Here is a 25908-nt window from a genome sequence, read left to right on the forward strand (position 1 = left end):
CTCCAACGACAGGAAGCGGACCGGTAGTCCGGTTGATGCCCGAGATACTATACGGACTAGCGGTCCGGTTTCGAGGAGGTGTGATGGCGGTCGAGCGCGCGGACGCCGCCCGTAATCGCGAGTCGATACTCCGGGCAGTCGAGCAGTTGCTCGCACTGCACGCTCCGGAGCGCATCTCGCTCGACTCGGTGGCCGCCAGGGCGGGCGTGGGCAAGGGCACGGTGTTCCGGCGGTTCGGCAGCCGTACCGGCCTGTTCCAGGAACTACTCGCCGAGCGCGCGGCCCGGATCCGGGCGGCGATCGACAGTGGTCCGCCACCGCTGGGCCCCGGTGCCCCACCGCAGGAACGGCTCCTCGGCTTCCTCGACGAACTGGCGAAGCTCGCCGCGGAGAACATCGCGCTGATCGCCGCGCACGAACGAGCCTGCGCGGCAGACAAACACCGGGACCCCACCTACCGACGCTGGCACGACCACCTCACGGGCCTGATCCGCCAGATCCGCCCCGACGCCGACGCCGAGTTCTTCGCCCACCTGCTGCTCGGCTCCTTCGACGGGGAACTTGTCCGGAAGATCGTTGATCAGGGCGGTGTCGATCGGCTACGCGAGGCGGTCCGCGATCTGGCCCGCACGGTCGTAGCTGACGAGAGCGGCCGCGCCGACCCGCCCGCCAGCCGGTAGCACCAGAACCCGACGCCGGATCGCCGGCTCAGAGACGCGGCCGGTGTTCAGCGTCGGGGCGGCTGGCGTACCAGCAGTTGCACGGTGAGACCCGGCACCGTCCAGTGGCGGTCGGTCCGGAAGTCGGCCCGCAGCGGGTCCGCCCGGTCGGCCGGTGCACCGCGCAGCGGATCGGCGTCCTCGCCCCTGGCCAGCAGCCAGAGCCGGTCGACGGTGCCCAGGCACTCCGCCGGCCGGGCGCACTCGGTGGCCCAGAAGTCGCCCCGGCGGGTCTGGTCCGCCACCAACAGCACGTCCCGGGGGCGGTCGGCACCCAGTTGGTACGCCGTGGCGAGGTCGAGGAACGCCCAGCCGTCCCGAGGCAGGTAGACGATGCCGTCGCCCGGCCGCTGGTGCGTGGCGATGATCCGTAGCGCCGCCGGATAGTCGATCGGGGCGCTCCGGGGCGACTCGTGGGTGCGGCGCAGCGCTGCCTGCTCCGGTACGCCGAGCAGGCCGGTGACGGCCACGATCGCCAGCGCGGCGGTGAGCCGGAGCGGGGCCAGGGTCGCGGCGGCCAGCAGGCAGGCGAACGGCACCACGAAGAGCAGATAACGGGGTACGAAGAGTGGGGTGAGCTGCCCGCCGACGAAGAGCAGCAGCGCCGGCAGCAGTACGGTCAGCCCGAGCAGTACGCCCCGGTGGCCCCGGGTGGCGATGCCGACGGCGGCCAGCCCGACCAGTACCCCGCCGACCACACCGGCCTGCACCAGGCTGCCCGGCAACCCCAGTAACGCCGCCGGGCCGGGCCGGCCAACCCAGTCGAGTTGCCGGCCCTGCTGGCTGCGGCCGAGCACAGTCAGCGGCACCAGCAGCAGTCCGGCCACGGCCACCGCGACCAGCCACGGCAGCCGTACCCGATGGCGGCGCGGGACCAGCGCGGCGAACGCGTGCCCGGCGACGAGGCTGACCGCGAACAGGTTGGCCAGGCCCAGCCCGGTCACCGCCGCCGCGTAGCCGGCCCAGCGTGCCCGGGTCGGCCGCTCCACCGCCCGGCACAGCAGCAGGGTGGCCAGCACCGCGAGCAGGGTGACCAGGGCGTACGGGCGGGCCTCCTGGCCGTACCGGGAGGTGCTCGGCAGGATCGCGAAGATCAGCCCGCCGAGCAGCCCGGCCCGACGGCCGAAGAGGCGCGCGCCGAGCACGGCGGTCAGCGCGGCGGCCCCGGCCATGGCGAGCGCGGAGGGCAGCCGCAGTGCGACGACGGAGTCTCCGGCGACCGTCAGCCAGCCGTGCATCAGCAGGTAGTACGGGCCGTTGACCGCGTCGATCGTGCCGACCAGCCGGATCAGGTCGGGCAGCGGGCGGGAGGCGGCGCTCCAGGTCGCCAGCTCGTCGCGCCACAGTGCCGCCCGGTCGAGTTGGACGGCGGTGACGAGCAGGGTGGCCAGGCCCGGCCAGAGCCAGACCGCCCGGCGGAACCGGCCCGGCAGGACCAGCCGGCGCCGACCGGAAGGGCGATCTATGGTTGATGAGGTGCTATCTGTCGCATTCGTACCAATATTCGAAATCGTAGCGTGAAGCTCACCACAGCGGGTCCGCCAGGCGGGATCGGCGCTCGCGGCGCTGGTCCGGCCGTTACGGGTGTGGCAGCATGACGGGCATGACCGCCGCCGTGCGCCGTTTCGCGAGGCCGGGATTCACCTCCCGCCGCCACGTGGACTACGGCCGCGTTCGCAGCGCGATCTGTCCGGCTCACTGACGCCGCCCGGACCTGTTCCGTCCCGGGCGCGCAGTGCGCCGGCTCTCCGACTCCGTCGTTCCTGACACTGGTCGTCTCCGGCCCGCCCCGGGCCGAGGCCGTCGCCCTGCGCGTCCACCGAGCACACCGAACAACGGAGGACGCCGCGATGGCGGTCAGTGACACCCCCGCTCGACCCGACGCCACCAGCGCACCGGCGGGCAGCAGCGCGCGGGCGGCCCGACCGGCCCGCCGTCCGCGAGGCGAGGGGCAGTGGGCGCTCGGGCACCGTGAGCCGCTCAACCCCAACGAGCGGACCAAGAAGGACGACAACCCGCTCAACGTACGGGCCCGGATCGAGAACATCTACGCGCACCGTGGCTTCGCCTCGATCGACCCGCAGGACCTGCGTGGGCGGTTCCGCTGGTGGGGGCTCTACACCCAGCGCAAGGCCGGCATCGACGGCGGCCGGACTGCCGTGCTGGAGCCGCACGAGCTCGAAGACGAGTACTTCATGCTCCGGGTCCGGATCGACGGCGGTCAGCTCAACCTGGACCAGCTCCGGACGATCGCCGACGTCTCCCAGACGTACGCCCGGGACACCGCCGACATCACCGACCGGCAGAACATCCAACTGCACTGGATCCGGGTCGAGGACATGCCGGAGATCTGGCGCCGGCTGGAGGCGGTCGGCCTGCAGACCACCGAGGCGTGCGGCGACTGCCCCCGGGTGGTGCTCGGCAGCCCGGTCGCCGGGATCGCCGAGGCGGAGGTGCTCGACCCGACCCCGGCGATCGACGAGATCGTCCGCCGGTACGTCGGCGACCCGGCGTACTCCAACCTGCCGCGCAAGTTCAAGACCTCGATCTCCTGGCTGGTCGACACCCCGTACGAGGTCAACGATGTCGCCTTCCTCGGCGTCGAGCACCCCGAGCACGGCCCCGGCTTCGACCTCTGGGTCGGCGGCGGCCTGAGCACCAACCCGATGCTGGCGCAGCGGCTCGGCGTCTGGGTGCCGCTGGACGAGGTGCCGGAGGTCTGGGCCGGGGTGGTCGGGATCTTCCGGGACTACGGCTACCGCCGGCTGCGGCACCGGGCCCGGCTCAAGTTCCTGGTCGCCGACTGGGGCGTGGCGAAGTTCCGCGAGGTGCTGGAGAAGGAATACCTCGGCCGCGGGATGCTCGACGGCCCGGCGCCGGAGCTGCCGTCCAAGCCGGTCGACCACATCGGAGTACACCGGCAGCGGGACGGGCGTTACTACGTCGGGGCGGCCCCGGTGGTCGGGCGGATCTCCGGCACCCAGCTCGCCGAACTGGCCGACGTCGCCGCCGAGCACGGCAGCGGCCGGGTCAGCCTCACGCCGCACCAGAAGCTGCTGGTGCTGGACGTGCCGGCCGAGCGGACCGACTCGCTGGTCACGGCGCTGCGCCGGATCGGCCTGGAGGCGTTCCCGTCGGTCTGGCGGCGCGACACCATGGCCTGCACCGGCCTCGAATACTGCAAGCTCGCCATCGTCGAGACCAAGGCGCGCGGCCAGGAACTCGTGGCCCGGCTGGAGGAGCGGCTCGCCGGGGCCGACCTCGGCGAGGGGCTGAGCATCCACCTCAACGGCTGCCCGAACGCCTGCGCCCGGACCCAGACCGCCGACATCGGCCTCAAGGGTCAGCTCGTGGTCGGGCCGGACGGGCGCCAGGTCGAGGGCTTCCAGGTGCACCTCGGCGGGGGCCTCGGCATGGCGCAGGGCCAGTCCGCCGGCTTCGGCCGCAAGCTGCGCGGCCTCAAGACAACCGCGGCGGAGCTTCCCGAGTACGTCGAGCGGCTCACCCGCCGTTACCTCGACGGCCGTACCGAGGGCGAGAGCTTCGCCAACTGGGTCGTGCGAGTCGACGAGGAGGAGCTGCGATGAGCGGGGAGACCCGAGCCGCACCGCTCTACTGCCCGTACTGCGGTGAGGAGGACCTGCGACCCAACGAGGCGTCGCACGGTGCCTGGGAGTGCCGGGCCTGTGCCCGGGTTTTCACGGTGAGGTTCACCGGTCTGCTCGCCACCGCCGTCGCGAACGAAGGAGAGCCCTCATGAGCCCGGTTGTCGCGGCCAACCTCGGGTTGGTCACGCTCGGCCCGCAGGTGCCGGCCAGCCCGTCCCGGCGGGACCCGGAGCAGTTGCGGGCGCTGGCCGAGGAGGCTAACCGCGAACTGGAGGGCGCACCGGCCCAGGAGATCGTCGGCTGGGCGGCCGGCGAGTTCGGCGACCGGTTCTGCGTCACCAGTTCGATGGCCGACGCCGTACTCGCGCACGTGGTCTCCCGGGTGGTACCCGGAGTGGACGTGGTCTTCCTGGACACCGGCCTGCACTTCCCGGAGACGCTGCGGGTACGCGACACCGTGGCCCGTACCCTGCCGGTCAACGTACGCTCCATCCGGCCCCGGCAGACCGTCGGCCAGCAGGACGGTGAGTACGGTCCCCGGCTCTTCTCCCGCGCGCCCGACGAGTGCTGCGCGCTGCGCAAGGTGGAGCCGCTGGAGCGGGCGCTGGCCGACTACGACGCCTGGGCGGCCGGGCTGCGCCGGGACGAGTCGCCGACCCGGGCCAACACCCCGGTGGTCGGCTTCGACCCGCGACGCGGCAAGGTCAAGGTGAACCCGATCGCCGCCTGGACCCAGGCCGACGTCGACGCCTACATCTCCCGGTGGAACGTGCCGGTCAACGAGCTGTTCCGGCAGGGCTACACCTCGATCGGCTGCTGGCCCTGCACCCGGCGCACCAAGGCTGGCGAGGACCCGAGGGCCGGCCGCTGGGCCATGTTCGAGAAGACCGAGTGCGGCCTGCACGTCTGACCACCCCCGGAGCCGTCGGAGCTTCCACGGGGCCGGGTGGCGGCTCGGAGCCGACCCCGGTCGTGCTGGTGGCGCACGGCAGTGGCGATCCCCGGGCCGCCAGGGCGACGGAGGCGCTGAGCCGGGCGGTGGCGGCGGCCCGGCCGGGACTGCCGGTCCGGGCCAGCTATCTCGACCACGGCCCGCCCCGGCCGGGTGCGGTACTGGCCGAGCTGGAGGCGGCCGGTCACCGGCGGGCCGTACTCGTGCCGCTGCTGCTCACGGCCGCGTACCACGGGCGGGTCGACATTCCGCGTGCCGTCGAGGCGGCCCGGGAGGCGGGGCTGCGGATTCCGGTACGCACCACAGAGGTGCTCGGCCCGACGTCGCAGGGGCCCGACCGCCGGCTCCTGACCGGGCTGCTGCGCCGGCTCGCCGAGGCACTCGACCCGGTGCCCCTGGACGGGATCGACGGCCTGGTGCTGGCTGCCGCCGGTACCCGGGACGCTGCTGCCCGGGAGACCGTCGAGGAGGTGGCCGAGGCGCTCGGCCACGAGACGGGCCTACCGACCCGGGTCGGGTACGCCTCGGCGGCTCCGCCGACGGCGGGTACGGCGGTCGACGCGCTGCGGGCGGCCGGTGCCCGGCGGGTGGCGGTGGCGACGTACTTCCTGGCGCCGGGGCGGCTCTGCGAGACGGCCCTGGCATCGGCCCGGGAGGCCGGCGCGGTAGCCGCTGCTGCCCCCCTGGGCGACGCTCCGGAACTGGTCCAGCTCGTGCTCGGGCGGGTAGATGCGGTGCTGACCGGTGACGCTTGGTGAGCGTGATCTGCGTGACAGCTACCGTCGACCGATGGTGACGTGGCGTAGTGGGTTACCCAGGGTGGTCGACCGTTGTCACGCAGCGTGGTCTGCGGTCGAGCCGGCGTCTGCTGGCCGCGTGTCGGGCTCTCGGTGGTACTCCGGGTCCGCGTCCGCCGCGCCGCTAATCGCCGGAGGAATCCATAGCCGGCAGCTTCGAATCATCTTCGGGTTCGTCGTCTGCGAATTGGTCAGCGGAATGTCGTCGATCCACTATCCATCGTTACTACAACAGCAGAACGCGTTCTCGAAACAACAGAACGTGTTAGCGGCGAACAGCAGAACGCCCTGGGGAACGAGCCCCAGGGCGTTCGGTGCGTAGTGCGGTCGGTCAGGCAGAGTGAGCGCGCAGGACCCGAAGGCCGCCACGGCGCTTGACGGCGCGCCGTTCTTCCTCGCTCATTCCGCCCCAGACTCCGGCGTCCTGACCGGATTCGAGAGCCCACTTCAGGCACTCGTCGGTCACGGAGCAACGCCGGCAGACGGCCTTGGCCTGCTCGACCTGCAGGACGGCCGGGCCAGACGTTCCGATCGGAAAGAACAGCTCCGGGTCTTCGTCGCGGCAGGCAGCATGGTGGCGCCAGTCCATGGCGGCAACACTCCTCAATCTGGGTGGGCGGCAGTGCTTCGTGGATCTTTTCTATATGCGTCCGCGGTGCCGATCACGACGGTGCGAAGCCCGTCGGTTCGGTAGCGCGAGAGCAGGCTTTGTGTTGTGGGACCTGCGGGGCGGCGGTCGGCGCGTCGAACGCGCCCGCGCAATGTCCCGGTAACTCAAGTTCGCTTGTGAATACTTTCACGAACGCTCGCGATGTCAAGGGTAGCGCCCGGAAAAACTCTAGGCAGGTGAGACAGGTCACGGCCCATTTGTCCGGATTCCCACCCTCGTCGGCACCCGGTGCGCCACAGCCGAGAATCAATATAGTACAGTCCGCCCGACATTGCTGGCATTTCCGGCACCGCCCTCGTTGGAGGCTTCAGAGGTCCACTACCGGTCGCTGTACCCCAGGGTCAGCAGATTACTCGCAGTGCGGCCGGGACGGACGTGAATCGGACTTTGTTTCGCTCGCCGAGGTAGTCGCCGTCGAGTTGGAACGCCTGCGGCTGCTCCGCGACCAGGGTGAACTCCTCCAGGTCGTGCAGCCGCAGAATTTGCCTGCCACGCGGATCCGGCCGCCGTGACAGGCTCTGAGTCACCATCCGTGTGGTGCTCGGTACCCGCAGTCGACGCAGCGCGAGGATGTCCAGGCCCAGGTCGAACGAGGCGTCCGGGTTCGGATTGACCTCCCGGTCCCCGATGTAGGTCCAGGGGGCCGTGTTCTGGATGACCACCGTCGCCAGATCACCCTCGGTGATCTCGCCGGGCCGCTCCAGCCGGATCGTCGGGTGCCGCCGCTCCGCGCCGACCAGATACTGGCTGACGATCGAGCGCAGGTACAGGCTCGGGGTGGAGACCCGACCCTTCCGCCGGGCCCGCTCCACCCGGTGGATCACCGCCGCGTCCATGCCCAGGCCGGCGCAGAAGGTGAAGTACCTGTCGTCGGCGAGACCGAGCCCGACGGTGCGGACCCGCCCCACCCGCAGCGCCTCCAGGATCATGCTGGTCGCCTCCGGCCACTCCCGGGGCAGTCCGAGCGCCCGGGCGAAGACGTTCGTCGAACCACCCGGTACTGCCGCGAGCGCGGGCAGTTCCGCGGCCGGCGGCCGGTCGTCGGCGGTACGCGAGGGGCCGGCGGACATCAGGCCGTTGACCACCTCGTTGACGGTGCCGTCACCACCGAGCGTCACCACCAGGTCGACGCCCTGCCGGGCGGCCTCCCTGGCCAGGGTGACGGCGTGGCCACGCCGCCGGGTGTACTCGACGGTGAGGTCCACCTCGCTGCGGAGCGCGCGGACGAGAACGTCTCGGCCCCGGCCCGTCGTGGTGGTGGCCTTGGGATTGACCACCAGGATGGCCCGCATGGGCGGCACTGTACCGCGAGCCGCCGGGGTATCGTGGCGGCCGTGACGAGCGACCCCGAACCGGTACCCGGCCCGCTGCGCTGGGCGGTGTTGCTGCTGCGCGCCGAGGGGGTCGGGCTGGCGCTGCTGACGCTCTTCCTGGTCTACGAGTTGCTCACCGCCACCGCGACCGACCTGCTCTCCGCACTCCTGGTCACGCTCTTCGCGGCCGGCGGCGCGGTGGTGCTCTGGGTGGTCGGCACCGCGCTCAACCGGCGCCGCCCGGGAGCCCGGGCTCCGGCGATCGTGTTGCAGCTCATGCTGCTGCCGGTCGGCTACTTCATGATCCTGGGCGGGCTGGCCTGGCTGGGCGGGCCGCTGATCGCACTCGGCCTGCTGGTCGTGGGCCTGCTGATCAGCACGGGCACCAACCGGGCGCTCGGCTTCGACACCGAACGCGCCTGATCCAGGCTTCGACGCCGAACGCGACTGGTTCAACAGCCGGACCGGTCGTCGGGCTCAGACCTCGGCGGCGCGTCGGGTCAACAGCCTGATGGTGGCCCGGTCGCCGGTCGCGGACGCCGCGGCGGAGGTGGTCAGCGCCGTCAGCACCTTCCAGGCGAAGGACGACTCCGCAGGCAGTCGCGCCCCCCGGGCGGTCGGCACCGACACCTCGACGGTGAGGGCGTCGTCGGTGACCGCGAAGCGGCAGTCCAACTCCGCGTCCCGGGTCGCGACGGCCAGCAGCATGGCGCAGGCCTCGTCGACGGCGATGCGCAGGTCCTCGATCTCGTCGAGGGCGAAGTGCAGGCGTGCCGCGAGGCCGGCTGTAGCGGTGCGCAGCACGCCCAGGAAGCCACCGTCGGCGGGCACGGTGAGTAGGACGACGTCGTCGCCGGTCGTCGGCGGTGTGCTCAGCGAAGTCACCAGGCCTGTCCCCCCGTCTCGGACTCTACCGGCCCGTCGCGCCGAGGTGCCGACCGGCTGTAGGACCCGGTCGGCACGTCGGCGACGACGTCCCGCCGGCCGGTGGCCGGCGAGGTGGCGCAGCTCACGCCTGCTTGGTCTCCCAGAAGATCTTCGCGATCTCGTCGATCTTCTGGAGCAGCTCGTCGGCCTTGGACCCGTCGGTCGTGGCCTTGGTGCCCCCGCCGCCACCGGCCAGCTTGGTGGCCTCGTTGAACAGCTGGTGCAGCTGCGGGTACTTCTCGAAGTGCGGGGGCTTGAAGTAGTCGGTCCACAGCACCCAGAGGTGGTGCTTGACCAGCTCGGAGCGCTGCTCCTTGATGATCAGCGCCCGGGTGCGGAACTCGGGGTCGGTGTTCGCCGCGTACTTCTCGTCGATCGCCTTGATCGACTCTGCCTCGATCCGGGCCTGCGCGGGGTCGTAGACACCGCAGGGCAGGTCGCAGTGGGCGTACGCGACGGTTCGGGGTGTAAGGATGCGAGGAAGTCGCATGGGACCCTCCAAGGCACGTCTGTGATGATCCAGGATGACAGTACTCCTGCGGTATGTCCCCGAAGGGGCGGAGGTGAAACTGGGTGTCCAGGGACTCCTCCACCGGCCCTTCCACGGCCGGTGGCCTACCCGGTGCGCCGCTCTTCGCGGTACTCGTGGTCGGGCCGTCGATGGTGCCGACCCTGCGGCACGGCGACGCGCTGCTGGTCCGGCGCGGTGGTCGGGCCGTCCGTGCCGGTGACCTGGTGGTCGGGGTCTTCCGCAGTCGACCGGACCTGCTGGTGGTCAAGCGTGCGGTACGCCCGCGCGACGGCGGCTGGGAACTGCACGGCGACAACACGCTGGTGACCGACGACTCCCGGATGTACGGCGTGGCCGACGTCCTCGGCCGGGTGGTGGCCCGCTACTGGCCCCGCCCGAAGTGGTTCTACTACCGACCGGTATGACCCTGCGGGGCAACCGCGTTCCCTTTCGCCACTATGCTCTGTAGTCCATACCGGGTGACCCCCGCACCGCTGCCGGTGATCGCCGATCTCGCGTCCAGCCGGCCGCCTCTCGAGTGAACCTTTTTCAACCTGGGCCGCGCGGCGCTCATGCACCGCGTCTGACCTTGTGGTCCACCCGACCGCAAGTGGAGGTTGAAGAAGGTTCAATGGAATGCATCGTCGCGATCCTTGGAGTCACCATGTCATCCGCCGCCGTGGACCCGTCCGATCCCGCCTTCGAGCTGCATCGGGGCGGCAAGATGGCGATCGCCTCGACCGTGCCGCTGGCCACCCGGGAGGACCTCTCCCTCGCGTACACCCCGGGGGTGGCCCGGGTCTGTGAGGCGATCGCGGCCGACCCGGCCCTCGCGGACGACTACACCTGGGTCTCGCGCACCGTCGCGGTGGTCACCGACGGCACGGCCGTGCTGGGGCTCGGCAACATCGGCCCGCGCGCGGCCATGCCGGTGATGGAGGGCAAGGCGGTCCTCTTCAAGCAGTTCGGCGGGGTGGACGCCGTACCGGTCTGTCTGGACACCCAGGACGTCGACGAGATCGTCTCGGTAGTGACCGCGCTGGCGCCGTCGTTCGGCGGCATCAACCTGGAGGACATCAGCGCACCCAGGTGCTTCGAGATCGAGCGCCGGCTGGACGAGGCGCTGCCGATCCCGGTCTTCCACGACGACCAGCACGGCACCGCCATCGTGGTGCTCGCCGCGCTGCGCAACGCCGCGACGCTGCTCAACCGCAAGCTCGGTGACCTTCGGGTGGTGGTCAGCGGCGCGGGTGCGGCCGGTGTCGCGGTGACCAAGATGCTGGTGGCCGGCGGGGTGAATCCGGCCGAGGTGGTGGTCTGCGACTCGCGCGGCATCCTGCACGGCGACCGGTCGGACCTGACCTCGTCGAAGACCGAGTTGGCCGAGCTGACCAACGCCACCGGCCGGGTCGGCGGGATCACCGAGGCGTTGCGCGACGCCGACGTGCTGATCGGGGTCTCGGGTGGACAGATCCCCGAGGAGGCGGTGGCCGGGATGGCGCCCGGCGGGGCCGTCTTCGCCCTGGCCAACCCGACGCCCGAGGTGCATCCCGAGGTGGCCGCCCGGTACGCCGCAGTGGTGGCGACCGGTCGCAGCGATTTCCCCAACCAGATCAACAACGTGCTTGCCTTCCCGGGCATCTTCCGGGGTGCGCTGGCGGCGCGGGCGACCCGGATCACCGACGGGATGAAGGTGGCGGCGGCGGACGCGATCGCGGCGGTGGCGGTCGAGGCGGCCTGGTCGGACGGCGCACGGCAGGGCGGTTCGGAGTGCGGGCAGCTCCGGGTCGACGCCATCATGCCGTCGCCGCTCGACCCTCGGGTCGCACCGGCGGTGGCCGAAGCGGTGGCGGAAGCGGCCCGGCGCGACGGCGTCGCCCGCGCCTGATGGCGTCGCCTGCAAGGGTCCGCGCCTGACGGCGCGGCTCACGGGGGTGCGTGACGGCGTGGCCTGCGGGGTCCCGTGCCTGACGGCGTGGCCTGCGTCGCTCGCGCCTGATGGCGTGGCCGGGGCGGGGGTGCGTGACGGCGTGGCTCGCGCCTGACTGGCTGGTCCGCGGGTTCCCGGCGTGAGGGCAGCCGGCGGTCGACGGCAGCGCGGTCGTTTCCGGGCGGGTGTAACGTGTCGATCATGCGTGCCGCCTACGCCTCGAAGTTCGACGCCGACGACCCGCTCGCCGCGTTGGTCGTGGGGGATCGGCCCGAGCCGACCCATCCGGAGTCGGACTGGGTGACGGTGCAGGTCCGGGCCAGCTCGCTCAACCACCACGACATCTGGTCGCTGCGCGGGGTCGGGCTGGCCGCCGACCGGCTGCCGATGATCCTCGGCTGTGACGCCGCCGGTGTGGACCCGGACGGCAACGAGGTCGTGCTGTACCCGGTGATCCCCGATCCGGGCGATCCCCGTGGGCTCTCGCTGCTCTCCGAACGGCATCCCGGCACGCTCGCCGAGCGGGTCGCGGTGCCCCGCGCCAACCTGGTACCCAAGCCGTCCGGGCTCTCCTTCGCGGAGGCGGCCTGCCTGCCGACGGCCTGGCTGACCGCGTACCGGATGCTCACCACCCGGGGCCGGGTCGACGCCGGTGAGTCGGTGCTGGTGCAGGGGGCCGGTGGCGGCGTGGCGACCGCCGCCGTGATGCTCGCGGTGGCGCTCGGCAAGCGGGTGTACGCGACCAGCCGCGACCCGGGCAAGCGGGAGCGGGTCGCCGCGCTGGGCGCGACGGCGGTGGAGCCGGGAGCCCGGTTGCCGGAGCGGGTGGACGTGGTGATCGAGACGGTCGGAGCGGCCACCTTCGACCACTCGCTGAAGTCGGCTGCCCCGGGCGCCCGGATCGTGGTCTCCGGTGCCACCGCCGGGCACGAGCCGACGGTGAACCTCCGCCGGGTCTTCGCGATGCAGTTGGAGATCCTCGGCACGACCATGGGCACGCCGGCCGAGTTGGCCGAGCTGCTCGGCCTGCTGGTGCAGCGCGGGATCCGGCCGGTGGTCGACGGGACGTACCCGTTCTCGGAGGTGCGTACGGCCTTCGCCCGGCTGCTCTCCGGGGACGCCTTCGGCAAGGTGGTGCTGGACCACAGCGCGTAGCTCCAGAGCGGTCCTCCGGGCTGGTGCAGGGGGTGTTCACGCCCCGAACACGCGCGGTGACAGTATTTGAAAATCCGGACGTTTCGCCTGGAATCAAACGGACAGCCGGGCAGGATAAGTCAGCCGCAATGCACGGGAAAGTCGGGCTAAAGGCTGACTTCAGGAAAAATAAAGGTTACGTTTTCGCCATTTCCTTCGTGTCTCCGTCGGCTTGGGACCGGCGGGTACAGTCGTCCCGTTCCGCCCCTCTGATCGCGGACGAATCTGTACGGCGAAGGAGTCGGATCTTGATGAGTTTCTCTGTGGCGGGTCAGCGTAATCGGCAACGACCCCCATCTCGTCGTGCCCACGGGCGCGGCTGGCGTACGCCCCGATCCCTGGTGGTGGGTTCGGCGACGCTCGGGATCATTCTCGCCGGGATCGGCGTGGCCGTGGCCAGCAGTGGTGACGGGTCGACGACCATCACCCAGAACGGTACGGTGCTCGACGGCCGCAAGATCGATGGGTACGTGCACATCAAGGCGAATGACGTCACGATCAGGAACAGTACGATCAAGTACGGCGGGGCGCACGCGGTACGGATTTTCGAAGGCTTCACCGGAGCGCTGATCGAGAACACCAGGATTCAGTGCACCGAGCCCGAGACGAATGGTCTCGTCTTCGGCAACTACACGGCCCGCAAGGTGCGTGTCTCCGGATGCAAGAACGGTTTCATGCACTCGCCGGAGGCCCCCGCGACGATCATCATGTCGACCTGGAACGGCAAGCCGGTGGCCGCCGGTGACCTGCCCTCCGCCGCCACCCCGGAGGCGACCCCCGATCCCACGACCCCGGCGCCGGAGGACTCTCCGGACGGCTCGGACTCGGCCGCCTCGGCGACCATGACCAGGGCGCCGGCCAGCCGGGCTCCCTCCTCCTTCCCCGGCCCCGACAACACCGGCGTGCCGGCCGGTACGACGCTGCGGGCCTCCGGCTCGATCAAGGTGACGCAGGACGGCCAGGTGCTCAGCGGGTTGAACATCACCGGCTGTGTCACCGTCACCGCAAAGAACGTCGTGATCCGCAAATCCCGGATCACCTGCGACGGGATCTATTCGATTCGTACCATCGATGCGGTCAACCTGCTGGTGGAGGATGTCGAGATCGACGGCAGGGGAAAGAACTCGGCGGCGGTCTGCTGCGGCGAGTACACGCTGCGCCGGGTCGACATCAGCAACGTCATCGACGGGCCCCGACTCGGCAGTGACGTGGTCGTCGAGGATTCCTGGATCCACCATCTGACCCGGGGACCCAACTCGCACAACGACACACTCCAGACCACCGGCGCGTCGAATATCGTGGTCCGCCGCAACACGCTGGATGCGTACAACCCGGTGACCAAAGATCCGTTCAACGCCTGTCTCATGATCGGATCGACCACCGGGCCGATCGTCTCGAATCTGGTCTTCGAGGGAAATTACTGCAACGGCGGCAACTATTCGATCGGGGTGCGCGCCGATCTCAACGCCTCCAACATCCGGCTCAGTGGCAATGTCTTCGGGCGAAACCACAGATATGGCGTGATAGCCCGACCCGACCAGCGGGGCATCACCTGGGACCGGGCGACCAACCTCTACGCCGACAACCGGAAGCCGGTGGTGGGTTAACACCACCCCCTCCAGGGCGCGGCCGGTCGGGCCAGGACCGGCCGCGCCCGACCACGTCCGCCGCCGAGGCGGGGGAGCGGCCTCAGAGCCGGTTGTCGAGGGTGGCCAGGCCGCCCCGGGTCGCCTCGGCCGGCAGCCGCCGCAGCGCCCGGGGATCGCCGTACAGGGTCCAGCGGAGGAACTCGATTGTCGTACCGGCGACCACGTCGACGGTCCGCTCGCCACCGCCGACCAGCGCGCCGACGTGGTCGCCGTCCGGCAGCGTCAGCATCGCCCGCGGCCAGGGGACCCGGTCGTACGCCGCCCTGCCGGCCCGGTACGACACCACGTCGTCGCGCTCCCCGTGCACGAAGAGCTGTGGTGCGGCCGCCCCGCTGAACGCGGTGCCGACACCGAGCGCGGTACCGGCGAGCACGATGCCGGCGTCGAGTCGGTCATCCCGGCCGGCCGTGAACAGCCCGATGGTGGTGACCCCGCCGGCCGAGTGTCCCGCCGCCGCGACCCGGTCGACGGCGAGGTGCCCGTGCAGCGGGTCGCCGGTCTCGCCGTCCAGGGCCAGTACCCGGGTCAGCACGTACGACGCGTCGGCCGGCTGGTTGACCACGTCGAGCACCTGGACGTCGGCGGCGCCCCGACTCGTGTACGGGTAGGTCGGCGCCACCACCACGAAACCCGCCGCCGACCAGCGCACCAGCAGCGTCCGGTAGTCCGACGGCCGCCCGGTCAGGCCGTGGCTGAACAGCACCACCGGAAACCGCCCGTCGGCCACCCGGGCGTTCCGGTCCGGTGTGCCGCCCGGCGTCCCCTCCGCCGGATACCAGACGGTGACCGGCAGCCGGCGGTCGGCGCCCCGCTGGTAAGCCAACTGCCGCACCCCGACCGCGAACGGCCGGCTCGGCGCCACCCCGGGCGGGGGCGGTTCGGCGGAGGCGATAACGCCCGGAGTCGGACTCCCCGCCGGAGTGGGCCGGTCGGTGACCGGGCGGTCGGACCCGGAGCAACCGGTCAGGGTCACGGCCAGCGCCGTTGTCACGGCCGCGACGACGGCGAGCGTGGCACGCAGGGGTGGTCGGGGCATGAACCCGATTCTGCCCCGCCCGCGGACCGGTCGACCCGGGCTCCGCCGACGCGGTACGGCCGCCCAACACCGAGCACAGACGCGGACGAGCCGTCAAACCCAACGCAGACGAGGACGAGCCGTCGAACCCGGCGGAGCCGAGGACGAGGCGTCAGACCCGAGGGAGCCGAGGACGAGGCGTGAATCGGGCGGAGCCGAGGACGAGGCGTCGAACCCGGCGGAGCCGAGGACGAGCGTCCAGTGGCGGCGGTTTAGGGCTGGCCCTCAGTCCAGACCGTCGACGAAGGCGGTGATGCCGGGGTCGGCGGCACCGGTCGGAAGGTCACGTCGGGCCCGGACGTCACCGTAGAGGGTCCAGCGCAGGAACTCGGTCGTCGCGGCCAGCACCTGGGCGAAGCCGCGCCGGCCCGGGATGAGGTACTCGCCGTGCCCCTGGCCACGCACCGTGAGGAACGCCTTCGGCCAGGGCACCCGGCGGAAGGCGTCCCGACCACGGGTCAACGGTACGACCCGGTCCGCGTCACCGTGCACGAAGAGCAGCGGTGCCGGCGGGCCGCCGAAGGTACCTCCGGGCATTCCGGCGCCACCGATCACGATCCCGCCGCGCAGCCACGGCGAGTGCCCGGGCGCGAAGAGCCCGGCGGTGGTGTAGCCACCGGCGGAGTGCCCCACCGCGCCGATCCGGGTCACCGACAGATGCCCGGCGAACTGGTCGTCGGAGTCCTGGTCCAGCCGGCCCAGGTGCTGGATCACCCGCCAGGCGTCACCGGGCTGGCGGCGGATGTCGCCACGGTCGAAGCGGCGCGCCGCCCGTTTCGTGTGCGGATAGGCAGGTGCGGCGACCACGAAGCCGGTCGAGGCCCACCGGCTGGTCAGTGGGGCGTGCAGCTCCGGCAGGCTGTGCAGGCCGTGGCTGAAGAGCACGATCGGGAACCTGCCGGCCGCGACCGGGGCGTCCCGGCGAGGTGCGGGCGGGCTGCCGTCCGGCGGTTCGCCCCGGGCCGGATACCAGATGGTGACCCGGAGCGGGCGGGCGGTGCCGTGACCGATATCGAGCGTACGCACGCCGACCGCGTACGTCCGATCCGGGGCTGAACCGGGCGAGGCCGCGGGAGCCGGAGCGGCGACCACCCACCCGCTGACGGTGAGCGCGATGGGCAGTAGCAGGACGAACAGCCCTGAGACCCTGGGCTTCACGCGCACAGCACCGACGCTAGACGGCGGAACGCCGTACGAGGCCAGCTTTACGGTCCTCGTACGGCGGCCACCCGGACGGTTTGTCCCGCCGTCCGCCCCCGATCCGCCGTTGCCCGGCAACCGTCCCCCTCGCCCGGTCGCCTCAGCGCACCGGCGCCCCGACCCCGACCCCGACCTCGGCCCCGGTGGCCCCGGCCCCGAACTCGACCCCGGTGGCCCCGGCCCCGAACTCGACCCCGGTGGCCCCGCCCTGCGGCAGCCCGCCCGACGGCACCTCCTCGGGTGAGAACCGGGGCAGCCACCCCAGCCACCGGGGCAGATACCAGTTCCGCTCGCCGAGCAGCACCATCACCGCGGGCAGCAGTACCGCCCGGACGATTGTCGCGTCGATGAGCACCGCGACCGCCAGCCCGAAGCCGAGTTCCTTCATCGACACCAACGTGCCGGTGGTGAAGAGGGCGAAGACCGCCACCATCACCACGGCGGCGCTGGTGATCACCCCGGCGGTACCCCGGATGCCCCGGGAGACCGCCAGTTTGCTCGGCCAGCCCCGGTCGTGCCCCTCCCGGATCCGGCTGAGCACGAAGACGTGGTAGTCCATCGACAACCCGAAGAGGATGACGAAGAGGAACAGTGGTACCCAGTTGGTGATCGCGCCGACCGACTCGAAGCCGAGCAGCGCCTCGCCCCAGCCGTGCTGGAAGACCACCACCAGCAGCCCGTAGGCGGCGGCCACCGAGAGCAGGTTGAGCACGATCGCGGTCGCCGCCACCACAATCGACCGGAACGACACGAGCATCAGCAGGAACGCCAGCCCCAGCACGAAGCCGAAGACCAGCGGCACGCTGCGCCCCAGCGCCGCGTTGAAGTCGACCGAGTCGGCGGCCAGCCCGGTCACGAGTACCTCCGCACCGTCGACGCCCTGCACGGTGCGTGGGACGAGCTGTTCGCGCAGGGTGCGTACCGCCTGCTCGGAGGTGGCGTCGACGCCGGAGCCGGCCAGTCCCACAGTGAGCACCGCGACGGTCCGGTCCGGGTTGACCTCGACGGTGACCGGCTCGTGCAGTTGGCCGGTGGCGAGCGCCCGGGTCTTCAGGTCGTCGATCGCGGCGGTCAGGGCCGGGGTGGTCACGTCGTCCGCCCGGATCGCCACCACCGCCGGCTCGGCGCCGCCGGGGAAGGCGGCCTTGACCCGGAGGAAGGCGCTCAGTGCCGGGGCCGGGTTCTTCAGCGCCGTGATGTCCTCCTCGGCGGTCCGCATCCCGAGCAGCGGCACGGCCAGGCCGAGCAGGGTGAGGGCGGCCAGCGCGGCGGAGATCCCGGGCCGGCGCAACACCAGGTTCATCGTGGTACGCCAGAACCGGCCGCCCGACCCCCGGCGGTGCAACCCGGGTACCCGGCCCAGGTCGATCCGGTCACCGAGCTTGCTCAGCACCGCCGGCAGCACGGTGAGCGAACCGACGGCGGCGGTGGCGACCACCAGGATCGTGCCGGTGGCCAGGCTGATGAACGTGGTGTCCTGGGTCAGGAACATCCCGGACATCGCGATGATCACGGTCAGCGCCGAGATCAGCACCGATCGGCCGGAGGTGGCGGCGGCGATCGCCAGCGCCTGTCCGGGATCTGCGCCCCGGGCCCGTTCCTCCCGCTCCCGGCGCAGGTAGAACAGGCAGTAGTCGACCCCGACCGCCAGCCCCATCAGCAGCATCAGGTGCATCGTGGTGTCGACCGCCGGGGCGAGCCGGCTGGCCGCGGCGAGCAGCCCGAGCGAGCCCAGGAACGCGGTGAGCGCCAACCCCATCGGCAGTACGGCGGCGAGCAGCGCCCCGAACGCCACGATCAGGATGCCCAGGGTCACCGGGATGGAGAGCATCGACAGCCGGTGCATGTCGGCGTTCAGGGTCCTGCCGATCGCCTCGCCGATGCTTGCCCCGCCGGTCTGCGCCACGTACAGCTCGGGATGGTCGCGGGCCACGGCGGCGACCGCGTCGCGTACCGGTCCGACCCGGTCGGCGGCGTCGTCGGCCGGGCCGGTCAGGTCGAAGGTGACCAGTACGGCGTGCCGGTCGCCGGAGACCGCGTCCGACCGTACGTCAGTCACCTGGCCGGTGCGCTCGAGCGCGGCAGTCGTGTCGGCGACTGCGGCCCGGAAGGCGGGATCCTCCGCGAGGAGGGCGTCGCTCTCGATCAGTACCATCTCGGCGGCCCGGTCGGGGAAGCCGGCAGCGGCGATGATCTCGTCCGCCCGGCGGGAGTCGCCGTGTCCGTACTCGCTGTTCTTCGCCTCGACCGTGCCGACGACGGCGCTGAGCGCGGTCGCCGCGATCACGAACAGTAGCCAGCCGAGGACGGCGATCCCGCGGTGCCGGGCGCTCCAGCCGGCGATCCTCGCGGCCAGGTTGCGGTTGCGGTAGGCCGCCGGGCCGGCGTCGGGGCTGGTCGCCGGCGGTGGCAGAAGCGTCGACGTGGTCATGACCCGACGCTATGGGCCGGGCCGGTCAGGCTCGATCCGGCGGGCACCCTGGTCCGGGGTAGGGGCGACCGGGTGGCGAGGGTAGGGCAAGCCTGACCGTGCGCCGGTTCGCTATCGTGCTCCACATGTCTGATCAGCACCCTGACCCCAGTGGCAACACCGAGGCGTTCCGGGCCTTCGCGCACTCTCCCGAGTCGACGGCCGTCGAACCGCCGTCCAGGCTGCCGCTGATCATCGGGATTGCGGTCGCGGTCGTCGTGGTGGCCGCGCTGGTCGGCTGGCTCGCGCTCGGCTAGTGCCTCGTCTTTGGAGGTTGATCGGGTGATCCGGTGCCGCCGGGTATCTCTGGGCCGGCGACACGTCGGGTCGGGTGCGGGGTGGGGATACGCGCCGGGGAGACTGTCGAGCTGCCCCGCTTGTGCGCCCACCCTCCCGGGCTGCCCGAACCCCCCGGGCCCGCCTGGCCGGTCGACCCGGACCGCGGCACGCCGTCGGCAACCCCCGGCTTCCGTGCCCCGCTTGTGCACCCAGCTCGACAGTCTCCGCGCCGACCACCCCCGGCTCCGCCGCCGACCACCCCCGGCCCCGCCGCCGACCGCTCACGTAGGTCGTCGGCCGTCCGCCCAGCGACGCCGATGCCACGTCACGTCACACGGCTGGAAAACAGCTCGCCCAAGGTGCCCCACACCTAAACGGTTACCCCATCAACCCTCAAAGACGAGGCACTAGGCCGGCCCGCACTCCGGAAATCGGCCAGGAAGTCTCTGCTCCGGCAGTCGTGAGGACTGCTGCACGACCGCACTGCGGTGCTCTTCTGTCGCCCACCTGTGAAGCCGACTGTCCGGTCCACACCAAGTTGGCCAAGTCCACGAGTTGGCCAGGTCCACGAAAGTTGGCCAGCCGAAGGGTGACGCCCCGGCTGGAGGGTCACCCGGTTTCCAGGGGCAGGCCAAGGAGCCGATGCGCCGCTGATAGCAGCACCCTGCGGTCGTGCGCGGTGAGTTCGGGTGTGCGAAGCGCCAGGTGCAGAGCAGCGATCGCCCGTGGCGTGTGCAGGTCGGTGCTGAGTGCCGCATCGACGTTCGCCAGGGCGCGAAAGCCGGGCGTGTACGGCCGCAGCAGCCGGACTGCGGCCGCTTCGGTCGGCACGGCCGGCAGCGGGTCCAAGCGCCCGGCACGGCGGACCATTCGTCGGCGGGTGACGCGGGCGTCATCGAGGTACCCGAGGGGGCTGCAGGCCCAGAATCGGCGGACCTGGCGGTAGTGGCCGGCCATCAGCCAACCTAGCCGCACATCGGCATCGGTCAAACCATGCTCGGTCAGATCTTGCAGGGTACCGGGACGGCACGGTCCCCACCGGCGGAACTCGCTGATCAACATCACCCTGCGTACCTTCACGGGGGCGACGAGCAGTTTGCAGAGCAGGTCATCGGGGCCGCAAACCTCGATCACCGACTTGACATCGACCCGTGGCACGGTCTCGACGTCGTAGCCTTTCCATTCGAGCAGCCGGCGGAGCGTGTCGGCCATGGTGACCGTCCGGTGCTGGTTCAGCGGGAGCGAATCGGCGCTGGCGTGCTTCAACGCCAGGACGATGGGCCCTCGATCGGGCGGCGGCAGCACCACGATGCTGTGGGACCGGGCGTCGAAGAGGTGAACCGCGGCGCCGGCGTCGAGCATGCACCATCTCACCATGCCGGCGGGTTCGGGCTCTGCTCCGGCCTGCCGTACCCCCGGGCGTAGTTGCTGTGGCCCAGCCCGCCCGGACCTCTGGTCACCTTCAGCCGGAGATAGCGCAGCGTGATTTCGACGCTGAAGTATCTCTACGGCACGAACCTGTCGTACACGACCGCGTATGTCACGTACGTGTTACGTCACCATCTCGGTATCTCAGACCGGAATTCTGCCGCCTCCTCGGTCGACATGGCTTCTGCCAGGGACTTTGGGTTCGCAAATAACCTGCACTCGGGCTCTTGACGGCCATTCACGTTACAGCTAGGTTTCCGAGTACCGTACACCGTCGACGATAGCTACCGGACCACACCGAGTCTGGAATCCCTTCGGAAGGTTTGTCGCATGGTCAACTCCGCTGAACCCGCACCGTCCGTCACCGCTCTGCGCGTACCGCAGAAGGTCGTGCTGAGCGAATCGACGTACGACGTGCTGCGGGCGGCGATCCTCGACGGCACACTGCCGCCGGGCACCCGGATCGTGGAGGAGTCGCTGGCCCGGCAGCTCGGCGTCAGCCGGGCTCCGCTCCGGGAGGCGATCTGGCTGCTCAAGCGGGACGGTCTGCTCGTCGAGGAGTCCGCGCGAACCACCCGGGTCGTCCAGTTGACCGAGCAGGACGTACACGAACTGCACATGATCCGTACCGTGCTGGAGACGTTGGCGTACCAGCAGGCGTCGCCGCGACTGCAACCGTCCGACGTGGTCGGTCTCCAGGATCTGATCTCCCAGATGCACGAGGCGTCGGTGGCCGGCGACATCCGCCGGATCGCCGACCTCGACCACCGGTTCCACCGGGCGCTGTGCGCGCCGTGCGGACTGCCCCGGGTCATGCGGGCCTGGGACGAGCAGCACGTGCTGTTCCGGCTCTGGCTGAACATGGTCGGCCCGACGCTGGGGGTGCAGGACATCGCGGAGTCGCATCGGGTCCTGCTCGACGTGGTGCGCGAGGGCGACCCCGAGGCCATCTCCGAGCAGGTGATCAACCACGTCTACCTGGTCGGCGGGGTGATGGCCGAACAACGCAGCCGCTGGGCGGCAGCCCAGCCCCGCCTCTACTTCCCGCAGGGCAACGCGGAGGCCTGACCGCCCGCCCTCCCGAACCGCAACTGACCGGCCGGCCGCCGCAGCGGCCGGGCGCCGGACCGTACCGAAAGATAGCGAGAGGAACGATGAGAACCCTCAACCTGACGCTGCCGCTCTATCCGTTCATGCCGGTCGGCAACGTGTGGGCCTGGGACTCCCCGTTCCAGCTCACGCCGGTGACGACCCACGAACGGCAGGGCGTGGCGACCCATCAGATGAGTTTCCACAGCGAGGCCGGCACCCGGCTCATGCTCGGTGCCTGCTACGACGACGACGCGCCGAGGATCCACGAACTCGACTACGGCACCCTGGTCAACCGCGAGACCGTCGTCATCGACATCCCGAAGCAGGCCGGCGAGGAGATCGAGGCCGAGGACATCGAGCGCGCCGTGGTCAACGATCCCGACTACCGCGACGGCGACGCCGTACTGGTACGCACCGGGTGGGGTGACGACGAGCGCTACCGCACCCTCGGCGACGAGTACGCCACCACCACCCCGCACTTCTCCCTCGACGGCGCCAAGCGGCTCGCCGAGGTGATGACCGAACGCGGCAGCGACCTGATGCTCACCGACTGCGCCTACATCGGCAACCTCGGCGAGGCGTTCATGTACCCCGAGTGGGCGTCCCGCAAGCCGTGGGACCGCCCGCCGTTCCCGTCCCAGCAGGCCCGGATCTACATGCGGCACTACACCCCGGCCAGAGGTGCCGGCGGCGGCGCACCGGACTGGGGATCCTCGGTCGTCCTGCACCTCGCGATGTCCCCGGTCGCCGCGCTGGCCAACTGCGGCTCGCTGCGCGGCAAGCGGGTACGGGTCACCGTGCTGCCGCTCTTCATCGCCGGTGCCGAAGGGGCGCCGTGCACGGTACTGGCCGTCGACGGCGACGAGGCGGGAGAGGCCCGATGACTCTGCGAACCGTCAACCTGACCCGCCCGATCACCACCGACTCGCCGGCCGGCAGCCTCTTCCCCTGGGAGGCGCCGTACCGGACCGAGGAGATCGCGACGCTCACCTACAACGGCGCGAACCTCTTCCACATCACCATGGGCAGCGGCTCGGCCACCCGCCTGCTGGGGCCGGCACTCGGCTCCCCGTCCGGCGCCACCGTCGACCAGTTGTCGCCAGGGCAACTGCTCGACCGGCCCGCGGTCGTCGTGGCCTGTCCGGCCGGAGCGGGCGAAGAGATCTCCGCCGACGCGGTACGTGCCGCGCTTGCCGATGCCGACCTGCGCACCGGTGACGCCGTCGTGCTGGCCACCGGCTGGGGAGACGACCCAAGCCGCTTCGCCGACGAGTCGTTCTATCTCGACGGGCCGTACCTGAGCGTCGAGGCGGCCGAGGCCCTGGTCGAGATCCTCGGCGCCAACTCGTCGGAACTGCTGCTCACCGACTGCCTCTACCTCGACCGTCCGGGCGGCGAGCATGCCCGGACGGAATGGACTTCGCTGCAACCGTGGCTGCGCCCCGCGTACCCGTCGGACGCGGCCAAGACGTATATCGCGCACTACCGACCGGACAAGGTGCGGCGCGACTGGGCCGCCACCCTGGCCCTGACCGGCTCCGTCTGGACCGTCGCCGGTCTGGTCGGATGCGGTGCCCTCACCGGGCGCCGGGTCCGGCTCACCCTCGCCCCGCTGAACGCCCAGGGCGTCGGCGAGGCGCCCTGCACCGTGATCGCGCAGGTTCCCGGCGACGACGGTGCCTCCCAAGACCCGGTCCGCTCGTCAGACCCGGTCCGCTCCCCAGGAGAACCGACATGAAACGCTCAGTCAGATCGATAACGAAAACCCTGGCGATAGCCCTGACCGCGACGCTCGCCATCACCGCCTGCGGCGGCGGCGGAACCGGAGACCAGGGCCCGGAGTACACAGGTGACACCTTCGACTGGAAGCGCTACGACGGCCAGTCGATCAAGGTGTACGTCGCCGACACCGGCCAGGTGGACAGCCTTCGCGCCAAGCTCGGCGAGTTCAAGGAACTGACCGGCATCACCGTCGAGATCGAGGCCGCCGACGTCACCAGTTACCGGCAGAACCTGCCGGTCCGGCTCACCTCGCGGGCCTCGGACTTCGACGTCATGGCGACCTTCCCGGAGGTCGACGGCCTCCAGTTCGCCAAGAACGGCTGGTACACCGACCTCGGCAAGTACCTGGACAACCCGGGGACCACCAACCCGGAGTACGACTTCGAGGACTTCGGCGCCGGCATCCGCAAGGCGATGACCGTCGAGGAGAAGACGGTCACCGTGCTCTGGGAGATGCAGACCGACCTGGTCTACTACCGCAAGGACCTGCTGGAGAAGGCCGGCCTGCCGGTCCCGACCACGTTCGAGGAGTGGGCCGCCGCCGCCGAGGCGGTGCACGACCCGAGCAACCGGGTGTACGGCTTCGCGCTGCGCGGCATCCCGTACCAGACCACCACACCGTTCTCCTCCTTCCTGTACGCGCACTGTGGCGAGTGGGTCACCGACGGCAAGGCGGCGATCAACTCTCCCGAGGCGCTGAAGGCGTACGAGGTCTACGGCCAGCTCGGCAAGAAGTACGGCCCGCCCGGCATCACCGGCTTCGACTGGCCGGTACCGTCGCAGCAGTTCGCCCAGGGCAACGTGTTCGCGTTCCTGGACGTGAACCTCTTCGTCAAGGACCTCGAGGACACGAGCAAGTCCCGGGTGGCCGGCAAGGTCGGGTACACCACGGTCCCGCGCGCCAACTGCGACCCGGCGCCGTTCATCGGCGGCTGGGGTTACGGCATCAACCCGTTCTCCGAGAAGGGTGACGCCGCCTGGTACTTCATCCAGTGGGCCACCAGCAAGCAGATGAACCTCGACCTGAAGCTCACCGGCTGGCCCAGCCCGCGCGCCTCGGCCTGGGAGTCGGCTGACTTCAAGCAGGCGGACAAGACGCCCGAGTTCACCAAGGTGGTGCTCACCAGCACCGAGACGGCCCGGGCCCGGATGAACCCGCCCGTGACGCCCGGGGTCGAGGCACGTGAGATCGCCGGCGTGGTCGCCAACAAGGCCCTGGAGGGCCAGACCGGCGACGCCCTCAAGCGAACGGCGGACCAGCAGAACACCAAGCTGCAGGGCCTGCTCGACGCGATGCGTTAGTGATCGGCCGCGGCCGGAGGCGGGAGCCTCCGGCCGCGGACCTCGCAAGGGAGGACCTGGTCCCGATGGCCCAGCTCATCGAAAGCCCACCGCAACCCAGGCGGCAGGACCCGCAGCCCGCGCCCCGGCGCCGGTTGCTCGACATCCTGGACCGCTACGACCGCTACATCCTGCCGGCGCCCGCGCTGATCGTCGTGGTGGCGATGTTGGCCTTCCCGATCGGCTACACGCTCTATCTCAGCTTCCACGAGTGGTCCGGCGGCCTGCGTCCACCGGAGTTCGTCGGCCTGGACAACCTGACCCGGTCGCTCGGCGACGGCCAGTTCTGGGCCAGCATCTGGCGGACCGTCTACTTCGTCACGCTCTCGGTCGGCCTCCAGGTGCTCCTCGGCGTCGGGGCGGCACTGCTGTTCCACCAGAGGTTCCCCGGCCGGGGGGTGGCCCGCACCCTGTTCATGTTCCCGATGATCGCGACGCCGGCCGCCGTGGCCCTGGTCTGGAAGATGATGTTCGACCCGACCATCGGCATCCTCGACTACCTGGTGAAGTCCGTCGGCGGGCCGACCCTGCTGTGGATCAGCGACGCCAACCTCGTCATCCCGGCACTGGCGATCGTCGACACCTGGATGTGGACGCCGCTGGTGATGCTGATCGTGCTGGCCGGGCTGGCCGCCCTGCCGCAGGAACCGTTCGAGGCCGCCCGGGTCGACGGAGCCGGGTCCCTGCGGACGCTCGTCAGCGTCACGCTGCCACTGCTGCGCCCGGTCATCGTCGTCGCCGCCCTCTTCCGGCTCATCGACGCCATCAAGACGTTCGACATCATCAAGGTCATCACTGACGGCGGTCCCGGCAACGCGTCGGAGACCCTCAACCTGTACGCCTTCCGGCAGGGCCTGTCCTACCTGCACTTCGGGTACGGGTCGATGCTGCTGGTCTGGCTGACCCTGCTGGTCTTCCTCGTCGCGATCATCTTCACCCGCCTCCGGGCGCGTACCGACCAGGGGTGAACC

The 25908-nt window shown here is 70.9% G+C and carries 25 protein-coding genes; 16 read left to right on the forward strand and 9 right to left on the reverse strand.

Going from position 1 to position 25908, the window contains the following annotated elements; all coding sequences use genetic code 11:
• Nucleotides 1–83: 83 nt before the first annotated feature.
• Nucleotides 84–680: a TetR/AcrR family transcriptional regulator gene (locus CLT71_RS28125; protein ID WP_101369762.1), complete on the forward strand. Its 597-nt coding sequence runs from the start codon at nucleotides 84–86 to the stop codon at nucleotides 678–680.
• A gap of 47 nt (nucleotides 681–727) precedes the next feature.
• Here CLT71_RS28125 and CLT71_RS28130 read toward each other — a convergent pair whose 3' ends face one another.
• Nucleotides 728–1957 (reverse strand): glycosyltransferase family 39 protein, encoded by a 1230-nt coding sequence (locus tag CLT71_RS28130; protein ID WP_486483493.1) that lies wholly within the window; start codon nucleotides 1955–1957, stop codon nucleotides 728–730.
• Nucleotides 1958–2569: 612 nt separating this feature from the next.
• Here CLT71_RS28130 and CLT71_RS28135 point away from each other — a divergent pair.
• Genes CLT71_RS28135 through CLT71_RS28145 form a run of 4 tightly spaced genes read left to right on the forward strand, consistent with a single transcriptional unit; the run spans nucleotide 2570 to nucleotide 6037 of the window.
• Complete coding sequence (locus tag CLT71_RS28135; RefSeq protein WP_101369764.1) at nucleotides 2570–4306, forward strand: nitrite/sulfite reductase; 1737 nt, start codon at nucleotides 2570–2572, stop codon at nucleotides 4304–4306.
• Nucleotides 4303–4479 (forward strand): hypothetical protein, encoded by a 177-nt coding sequence (locus CLT71_RS37560; protein WP_199187745.1) that lies wholly within the window; start codon nucleotides 4303–4305, stop codon nucleotides 4477–4479. The genes CLT71_RS28135 and CLT71_RS37560 overlap by 4 nt, the downstream gene beginning before the upstream one ends.
• Entirely contained in the window at nucleotides 4476–5237 is a 762-nt protein-coding gene (locus CLT71_RS28140) for a phosphoadenylyl-sulfate reductase (RefSeq protein WP_101369765.1), read from the forward strand. The genes CLT71_RS37560 and CLT71_RS28140 overlap by 4 nt, the downstream gene beginning before the upstream one ends.
• On the forward strand, nucleotides 5219–6037 hold the full coding sequence (locus CLT71_RS28145; protein ID WP_101369766.1) for a CbiX/SirB N-terminal domain-containing protein: 819 nt from the start codon (nucleotides 5219–5221) through the stop codon (nucleotides 6035–6037). The genes CLT71_RS28140 and CLT71_RS28145 overlap by 19 nt, the downstream gene beginning before the upstream one ends.
• A gap of 370 nt (nucleotides 6038–6407) precedes the next feature.
• On the opposite strand, the gene CLT71_RS28150 is transcribed toward CLT71_RS28145, so the two are convergent.
• Complete coding sequence (locus tag CLT71_RS28150) at nucleotides 6408–6665, reverse strand: WhiB family transcriptional regulator (RefSeq protein WP_101371857.1); 258 nt, start codon at nucleotides 6663–6665, stop codon at nucleotides 6408–6410.
• A 422-nt stretch (nucleotides 6666–7087) separates the two neighbouring features.
• Complete coding sequence (locus tag CLT71_RS28155) at nucleotides 7088–8038, reverse strand: diacylglycerol/lipid kinase family protein (RefSeq protein ID WP_101369767.1); 951 nt, start codon at nucleotides 8036–8038, stop codon at nucleotides 7088–7090.
• 42 nt (nucleotides 8039–8080) lie between these two features.
• On the opposite strand from CLT71_RS28155, the gene CLT71_RS28160 reads away from it, so the two are divergent.
• Entirely contained in the window at nucleotides 8081–8482 is a 402-nt protein-coding gene (locus tag CLT71_RS28160) for a hypothetical protein (protein ID WP_101369768.1), read from the forward strand.
• A gap of 54 nt (nucleotides 8483–8536) precedes the next feature.
• Here the strand turns inward: CLT71_RS28160 and CLT71_RS28165 are convergent, their stop codons facing one another.
• Both CLT71_RS28165 and sodN read right to left on the reverse strand, forming a co-directional pair.
• Nucleotides 8537–8944: an ATP-binding protein gene (locus CLT71_RS28165; protein ID WP_101369769.1), complete on the reverse strand. Its 408-nt coding sequence runs from the start codon at nucleotides 8942–8944 to the stop codon at nucleotides 8537–8539.
• 124 nt (nucleotides 8945–9068) lie between these two features.
• The gene (gene sodN / locus CLT71_RS28170; protein WP_101369770.1) at nucleotides 9069–9476 is read right to left on the reverse strand and encodes a superoxide dismutase, Ni; all 408 of its coding nucleotides are present in this window, start codon (nucleotides 9474–9476) and stop codon (nucleotides 9069–9071) included.
• 83 nt (nucleotides 9477–9559) lie between these two features.
• Between sodN and CLT71_RS28175 the strand changes: the two genes are divergently transcribed.
• The 4 genes from CLT71_RS28175 to CLT71_RS37165 all read left to right on the forward strand — a co-directional run bounded on the left by CLT71_RS28175 (nucleotide 9560) and on the right by CLT71_RS37165 (nucleotide 14228).
• On the forward strand, nucleotides 9560–9922 hold the full coding sequence (locus CLT71_RS28175) for a S24/S26 family peptidase (RefSeq protein WP_486483494.1): 363 nt from the start codon (nucleotides 9560–9562) through the stop codon (nucleotides 9920–9922).
• 239 nt (nucleotides 9923–10161) lie between these two features.
• A complete protein-coding gene (locus CLT71_RS28180) occupies nucleotides 10162–11385 on the forward strand; it encodes an NAD(P)-dependent malic enzyme (RefSeq protein ID WP_101369771.1) in 1224 nt (407 codons plus the stop codon).
• Between the two features lie 234 nt (nucleotides 11386–11619).
• Nucleotides 11620–12582: a zinc-binding dehydrogenase gene (locus tag CLT71_RS28185; protein ID WP_199187746.1), complete on the forward strand. Its 963-nt coding sequence runs from the start codon at nucleotides 11620–11622 to the stop codon at nucleotides 12580–12582.
• A 290-nt stretch (nucleotides 12583–12872) separates the two neighbouring features.
• Nucleotides 12873–14228: a hypothetical protein gene (locus CLT71_RS37165; protein WP_158242321.1), complete on the forward strand. Its 1356-nt coding sequence runs from the start codon at nucleotides 12873–12875 to the stop codon at nucleotides 14226–14228.
• Between the two features lie 82 nt (nucleotides 14229–14310).
• Here the strand turns inward: CLT71_RS37165 and CLT71_RS28195 are convergent, their stop codons facing one another.
• From CLT71_RS28195 to CLT71_RS28210, 3 genes are all read right to left on the reverse strand, one after another.
• Nucleotides 14311–15306, reverse strand: a complete 996-nt coding sequence (locus tag CLT71_RS28195) for an alpha/beta hydrolase family protein (protein WP_101369773.1) — start codon at nucleotides 15304–15306, stop codon at nucleotides 14311–14313.
• Nucleotides 15307–15570: 264 nt separating this feature from the next.
• Nucleotides 15571–16371, reverse strand: coding sequence for an alpha/beta hydrolase family protein (locus CLT71_RS28200; RefSeq protein WP_486483495.1), 801 nt, complete (start codon nucleotides 16369–16371; stop codon nucleotides 15571–15573).
• Between the two features lie 274 nt (nucleotides 16372–16645).
• Nucleotides 16646–18976, reverse strand: coding sequence for an MMPL family transporter (locus CLT71_RS28210; protein ID WP_143743642.1), 2331 nt, complete (start codon nucleotides 18974–18976; stop codon nucleotides 16646–16648).
• Nucleotides 18977–19101: 125 nt separating this feature from the next.
• Between CLT71_RS28210 and CLT71_RS37565 the strand changes: the two genes are divergently transcribed.
• Nucleotides 19102–19272, forward strand: coding sequence for a hypothetical protein (locus CLT71_RS37565; RefSeq protein ID WP_199187747.1), 171 nt, complete (start codon nucleotides 19102–19104; stop codon nucleotides 19270–19272).
• Nucleotides 19273–19903: 631 nt separating this feature from the next.
• On the opposite strand, the gene CLT71_RS28215 is transcribed toward CLT71_RS37565, so the two are convergent.
• Nucleotides 19904–20656, reverse strand: a complete 753-nt coding sequence (locus CLT71_RS28215; RefSeq protein WP_101369775.1) for a hypothetical protein — start codon at nucleotides 20654–20656, stop codon at nucleotides 19904–19906.
• A 396-nt stretch (nucleotides 20657–21052) separates the two neighbouring features.
• On the opposite strand from CLT71_RS28215, the gene CLT71_RS28220 reads away from it, so the two are divergent.
• The 5 genes from CLT71_RS28220 to CLT71_RS28240 all read left to right on the forward strand — a co-directional run bounded on the left by CLT71_RS28220 (nucleotide 21053) and on the right by CLT71_RS28240 (nucleotide 25905).
• Nucleotides 21053–21790, forward strand: coding sequence for a GntR family transcriptional regulator (locus tag CLT71_RS28220; protein ID WP_101369776.1), 738 nt, complete (start codon nucleotides 21053–21055; stop codon nucleotides 21788–21790).
• An 86-nt stretch (nucleotides 21791–21876) separates the two neighbouring features.
• Nucleotides 21877–22698 (forward strand): cyclase family protein, encoded by an 822-nt coding sequence (locus CLT71_RS28225; RefSeq protein ID WP_101369777.1) that lies wholly within the window; start codon nucleotides 21877–21879, stop codon nucleotides 22696–22698.
• A complete protein-coding gene (locus CLT71_RS28230; RefSeq protein WP_101371860.1) occupies nucleotides 22695–23552 on the forward strand; it encodes a cyclase family protein in 858 nt (285 codons plus the stop codon). The genes CLT71_RS28225 and CLT71_RS28230 overlap by 4 nt, the downstream gene beginning before the upstream one ends.
• Nucleotides 23549–24898, forward strand: coding sequence for an ABC transporter substrate-binding protein (locus CLT71_RS28235; RefSeq protein ID WP_158242322.1), 1350 nt, complete (start codon nucleotides 23549–23551; stop codon nucleotides 24896–24898). Before CLT71_RS28230 ends, CLT71_RS28235 begins: the two co-directional genes overlap by 4 nt.
• A 65-nt stretch (nucleotides 24899–24963) precedes the next feature.
• Entirely contained in the window at nucleotides 24964–25905 is a 942-nt protein-coding gene (locus CLT71_RS28240) for a carbohydrate ABC transporter permease (RefSeq protein WP_101371861.1), read from the forward strand.
• Nucleotides 25906–25908: the final 3 nt, after the last annotated feature.

This window comes from Plantactinospora sp. CNZ320 (genome assembly GCF_002846275.1).